This is a genomic window from Phytoactinopolyspora endophytica, assembly GCF_004138495.1.
In the GTDB taxonomy this organism is placed as follows: Bacteria; Actinomycetota; Actinomycetes; order Jiangellales; family Jiangellaceae; genus Phytoactinopolyspora; species Phytoactinopolyspora endophytica.
Genome location: NZ_ML142853.1, coordinates 93,665 through 99,131, shown reverse-complemented (window position 1 = coordinate 99,131; position 5,467 = coordinate 93,665). Strand labels below are relative to the sequence as shown.

Below are 5,467 nucleotides of genomic sequence, written 5' to 3'. Positions count from 1 at the left end.
GTCCTGGCTCACCTGTCCCAGGTGAGCACATGGCTGAGGAAGGTGTTCGGATCCGGGAAGGTCCGGTGGGCGAGATGTCCATTCGGCTGGAAGAATCCGGTGACGGCGAGCGCCCGGCGTCCCTCTGACCTGCCGGCGACGTCTGCCGAGACCACCCAGCAGTCGTTGTCCCGCGCGCGCTTCACGAGTTGTTCCTCGGTCCAGTCCTGCCAGCGAGCGGCACTGGCGACGTCCATGTCGTTGTTGAGTGGACAGATCAGTACCCGTGCACCGGCGGAGGCGAGACGCCGCGCGGGCTTCACCTCCGCGGTGTCGTCGCTGATGAGGACACCGCACTGCACATCGGCGACAGTGAAGGGAGTCGATTGCTTTCCGGGGGTGAGCCCGGGCTCTCGCGGGCGCATCTTGCGGACGATGGCGATGATCTCACCGTTACGTATGACGGCGGCGGCGCTGTGCTTCCCGGCCGAGGTCTCTTCGATGAACCCAAGGACGACGGTCAGCTGCGGCGGTGCTTCGGCGGTGTACACGAGGAGCTCGCTGGGATCGGCGATGGCGCTGTCGTGGATAGCCTGCAGCGTGTGGGGATACCCACCGACCGCGAACTCGGGCGTGACCAGCAGGTCTGCGTCCGTCAGAGAGCACTCCATGAGCGCGGACTTCCATGCCTCGCCGTGGGAGATTCCTTCAACGCCGGACTGATAGCAGACGACACGCACACCGCGATCCTAGACGATTTCCACCCAGACCCGAGCGTTCCGCGCCGAAGCAACCCAACGGTTCGCGCCGTACCTCTACGGTCCACGTTGATGAGTGCGTCGTTCCACGTCGGTAGTGCGAAAGGCGCCGATTTTCCGCGCGGCGGCTGTCACAGGCCGACGTTGTCCCCGGCGTCCGGCAGGATGTCGGGGTAACAGCGGAAGGCCCGGGTGGCCGGGGTGACAGCAGAAGCCCGGGTGGACGGGGTAACAGCAGAACCTCGGGTGTCAGCGTCGTGGAGGTGAGCTCGTGATGGAGGAGCAACGGTTCCCCGAATTGCGGCAGGTGGTCCTGGACTGTACCGATGCGCGTGCGCTCGCTGAGTTCTATCGTCGTCTGCTCGGGCTGCGGTACCGGCCGGGAGATGAGCCACCGCCCATCGGGCAGGCGGATCCGAAGGGCAAGGACTGGCTCGTGCTGTGGGATGAGGCCGGTCGCCCCAAGGTGGCTTTCCAGCAGGTCGCGGAGCTGCCGGAAGTGACCTGGCCGGAGGGGACCATCCCGCAGCAGCTGCATCTGGACCTGACGGTGCCGACGACGGCGGAGCTCGACAAACAGCACGAGCGTGCCCTCTCGCTGGGTGCGACGCTCCTCTTCGACCGTTACGACGATCCGCACGAGCCGCTGTATGTCTACGCCGATCTCGCGGGGCACCCGTTCTGTATCTTCGTCGCGTAGGCGGCTGCGGCCTGTTCCCAGCGGGCGATGAGTTCCAAGCACGCCGTCCGTGTCGGACGTTGAAGCGCGAAGGCTGATCACTGCTGCCGGCGGCGAGAAACTCATTGGAAGCAGGTGCGTCTGCTGGGAGACAATCCGCTCATGCGCGACGACCTCGTCATTGATCCACTCGACAAGCGGCCGGATCTGGCCCCCATGGTGTGGCAGCTCAGTTACGTGTGGCCGACCTACATGACGCAAGACCCAGTGTCGCATTTCTACTTCACGACGGTGGAGCGCGACCATCCAGAGCATGTTCTGGTCGCCTACGAGGCGGCACGGCCCGACGTTCCTGTAGCGAGGGCGTTCACGGTGCCGTTCGAGTTCGGCACGGCTCAGCGGTCATCGTTACCCGACGACGGGTGGGACGCGGTGATCCGCTGGGGAGCACTGGACCTGAGCCTGGGGCGCACGCCTACGCATGTGTCGGCCTTGGAGATCGCCATCCGTCCGGAGCGGCGTGGGGAGGGCCTGGCCGCAGTGCTGCTTGCGGCGATGCGTGACAACGTTCAGCGGCTGGGTTTCACTGAGCTCTTCGCCCCGGTTCGGCCCACTGGGAAGGCGAATGAGCTGCACACGCCCATGAGCGAGTACGCATTCCGTACCCGAGACGACGGCCTGCCGGCGGATCCTTGGTTGCGTGTTCATGTGCGCGCCGGCGGGGAGATCGTGCGGGTCTGTCCACGGGCCATGGTGATCAGTGGGTCGCTGGTCGAGTGGCGCGAATGGACCGGTCTGCCGTTCGACCGCACGGGCGACGTCGAGGTGCCAGGTGCTCTGGTGCCCATCCACTGCAGCGTCGAACATGACCACGCTGTCTACGTCGAGCCTGGCGTCTGGGTGCGGCACCGGCTCAGCTGATGAGCTCACCGGCTTCGACCTGGCACTGTATCGACTGTCGTTCCTAGACCTCAGGTGGGGCACCCAAGCAGCCGCTTCACAAAATTCGAGTATGCCAGTACTTGCGTTGTGAGTCGCCAAGCAGTACTCTTCTCGAAGAGATGACTGGCGTCCCACATCGGGTGGTTGTGAAGCGATCCGCCAGGTATGGCTGTGGCGAACAAAGCCGTGCCCCGGGTGGCATGCAGATGCAGAGGCGAACCCGGGGCTTACATGGACACCTTAGCACATGTTCGCGCCGTTACCACATCACTGCGAGGGAGCACACCATGACTGCCGAACCGCCCGAGTGGATTCGCGAGGTGCTGTCGACTCCGCGGTTCGCGCCGTACCTGGCGAATTCCGACGGCGATGTCGAGGCAGCAATACGGCTGTACTGGTGGAATGTCGAAATCTCGGCGGCATTCTACACCCCGCTGCATTGCCTCGAGCTGGGGCTGCGGAACGCCGTACATGATCGGCTCCGTATATGGTTCGGTCGTGTTGACTGGTGGGCTTCCGCGCCGTTGAGCGATAACGGCCGCCGCATAGTGGCGTCCGCGGTGCGGAAAGTGGGCGAACGTGTCGGCAGGTCTTACACAGCCAACGACATCGTCGCGGAGTTGTCCTTCGGCTTCTGGGTGTCGCTGGTCAGCCGTGGCGCGTCGTACGACAGAACGCTTTGGGTGCCAGCGTTACACCGAGCATTCCCTTACTATCAGGGCGGGCGTAAACCGTTACACGACAATCTGTTTGCCATGGTGTTGCTTCGCAACAGGATTATGCATCACGAACCGATTCACCACCGTCACCTGCACGCCGACCATGCGAAGATCTACCGCCTGCTGGGGTACCTGTCACCGAGCATGGCCAAAGAACTGGAGATGCTCGATCGGGTGAGCGAGGTCCTGCAGCGACGCGGCGAGGATCTTCGGAGGTCGCATGGCTAGAGGAGGTGGACGATGAATCGATTCGAAGGGCACCTGTCTCTGAGTGATCTCGCCAGGCTGGCAGAGGTCAGTGTCGCCGCCGTCAGTAACTGGCGCAGTCGGCATTCCGATTTTCCCAGTGCGCGTCAACTGGCGGGTCAGGAAGTGTTCATAGTGGGGGAAGTGGCGCGGTGGCTGCATGGCCGAAAGATCCCAAAGAACAGGCTAAAAGCCAGTGAGGCTCGCGGTGTTACCTATGGCGAAAGGTTTCTGCGTAACCTGGGCTTCCCCGAGTCAGCTGCGCCCACGGCCGCGACGACGGCGAAGATCCGGCAGGTGCCAGGGAAGGGGCGTCGGTTTGAACCTGTCATGTACCTCTTACGTGGCGGGTACGATGCCGCGTCAGCTGTTGAGCTCACACTTGGAATGCTCTATCTCAGAGTCCGGGAACCAGCACTGTGGCGACAACTGACAAATGAGACCCAGAGGGGCGCTGTGCATGAGCTACTTGCTCGGGCCGAGCTTCCCCCGAGTCGGTCCGCGCCATCTGTTCCACTGTTCCGGGCGGTTGCGGGGACGACTCTCGTCGATCATTCCCTTATTGAGGCTATCCATGCCATGAATGAAGTCGACCTTGGTAGCGCTCCTGACACTACGGCCGTGGTTGCCCAGCTATGTGACAGCCTATTGGCCCAGGTCGAGCATGACGCCGGTCGTCAAGGAGAACATCTCACACCTGAGTCACTCGTACGATGCATGGTCGGTTTGATCGACCCCACGTCACGCGATCGGATATACGACCCGTTCTGCGGTTCGGGTGAGTTGCTCGCCGCTGCCACCACTCATGCGGAGCGAGGCGGCGGGGACGGCTCACAGGTCTCAGGACAGGCGTTCAGCGAATCATCCTGGCTGAGGACGAAGCTGAACATGGCGCTACACGGGGCTGAGGTTGATCTTGGTGCCCACCCGTCCAACGCTCTGCGTGACAACGTCTTCGCCAAGCAGCAGTTCGATGTTGTTCTCGCGAACCCCCCTTTCAACATGAGGTCCTGGACGCCTCCTAATGGCCCGTTCGACCAAGATTGGCCATACGGAACTCCACCCAGCCGCAATGCCAACTTCGCTTGGTTGCAGCATGTTGCATCGAAGTTGGAGCCCGATGGCGGCCGTGCGGCGGTTCTGATGCCCAACACTGTGACAACGGTCCAAAATGGGACGGAGTCAGAAATAAGGGCGCGTATGGTGGACGCGGGCGTGATTGACTGTGTTGTAGCTCTGCCAGATCGGCTGTTCAGGTCGACAGGCATTCCGGTGTCGCTGTGGCTGCTGCGGAGCGTCCGCGATCGCGTCGTTCCAGAGGTCCTTTTCATCGACGCGACGGGCATGGGCTCGATGGCCGATCGGGTCCAACGCGTTCTTGCTGACGAGGATATCGGACGAATCATCGGGGCGTTCTCTGCCTGGCAGGACCGTCCGTCCGGTGAGTACGATGAGCAGCCTTGGTTCGCAAGATCAGTGTCCTACGCTGAGATCCGCGAGAGTGAATACGTGCTCAACCCACGTGTCTACGTCCATCCGGTCGCTGTCGAGGAGCCTCCGGAACGTTCCATGAATCAGATCAACAAAGTACATGCTGATCTCAATGATCTGCGAACTCGAGCCCTGGAAATCCGGGAGGTCCTCGATGCAAAGCTCGCTGATATTTCCGTGGCGCCACAGCCTGACGAGGGCCTCCGCGAAGGGGAGGCAGTGATCTCGTTGGGTACAGCCTGCGATTTGTTGGCAGGACCGGGCGCTGTCGACCGTGGAAGGGATCAACCGTCCTGGACGCCTGTTATTCTGCCTCGTAACATCAAGCAGAACAGAATTGTCGATGACGAACTGGATGCGGTGGATCCGTCAACAGCGGTGAAACTGAGGAGGTACCGACTCGCTCCGGGCGATATCGTGTGCACTCGCACCGGCACGCTTGGCCGTTTTGGGTTGGTGCATACGGGACAGGCAGGCTGGTTACTCGGCCCTGGATGCATGAGACTGCGGCCGACCGAGGGAGTCGACCCCAGGTATCTCACCTATTATCTCGGCACACCCCATGCCAACGCATGGCTCATGAACCATGCGACCGGTTCAGCGGTTCAGCATATCAATACCAAGACGTTGAGTAGAATGCCTATTACGCTGCC

5 protein-coding genes are annotated in these 5,467 nt (G+C 62.1%); 4 read left to right on the top strand and 1 reads right to left on the bottom strand.

All coding sequences use genetic code 11. From position 1 onward, the window contains the following. Window positions 1-8: 8 nt before the first annotated feature. Window positions 9-719 (bottom strand): carbon-nitrogen hydrolase family protein, encoded by a 711-nt coding sequence (locus ELR45_RS11255; RefSeq protein WP_129666024.1) that lies wholly within the window; start codon window positions 717-719, stop codon window positions 9-11. 292 nt (window positions 720-1,011) lie between these two features. On the opposite strand from ELR45_RS11255, the gene ELR45_RS11250 reads away from it, so the two are divergent. From ELR45_RS11250 to ELR45_RS11235, 4 genes are all read left to right on the top strand, one after another. Then, window positions 1,012-1,437 carry a VOC family protein gene (locus tag ELR45_RS11250; protein WP_129666023.1) on the top strand — a complete coding sequence of 142 codons (426 nt, stop codon included), beginning with the start codon at window positions 1,012-1,014 and terminating at the stop codon, window positions 1,435-1,437. Between the two features lie 141 nt (window positions 1,438-1,578). Beyond that, window positions 1,579-2,337 carry an N-acetyltransferase gene (locus tag ELR45_RS11245; protein ID WP_129666022.1) on the top strand — a complete coding sequence of 253 codons (759 nt, stop codon included), beginning with the start codon at window positions 1,579-1,581 and terminating at the stop codon, window positions 2,335-2,337. Between the two features lie 308 nt (window positions 2,338-2,645). After that, on the top strand, window positions 2,646-3,305 hold the full coding sequence (locus ELR45_RS11240) for a hypothetical protein (RefSeq protein ID WP_129666020.1): 660 nt from the start codon (window positions 2,646-2,648) through the stop codon (window positions 3,303-3,305). A gap of 12 nt (window positions 3,306-3,317) precedes the next feature. Continuing rightward, window positions 3,318-5,467 (top strand): N-6 DNA methylase (locus ELR45_RS11235; RefSeq protein WP_205856410.1); only part of this gene is annotated, 2,150 nt, incomplete at its 3' end.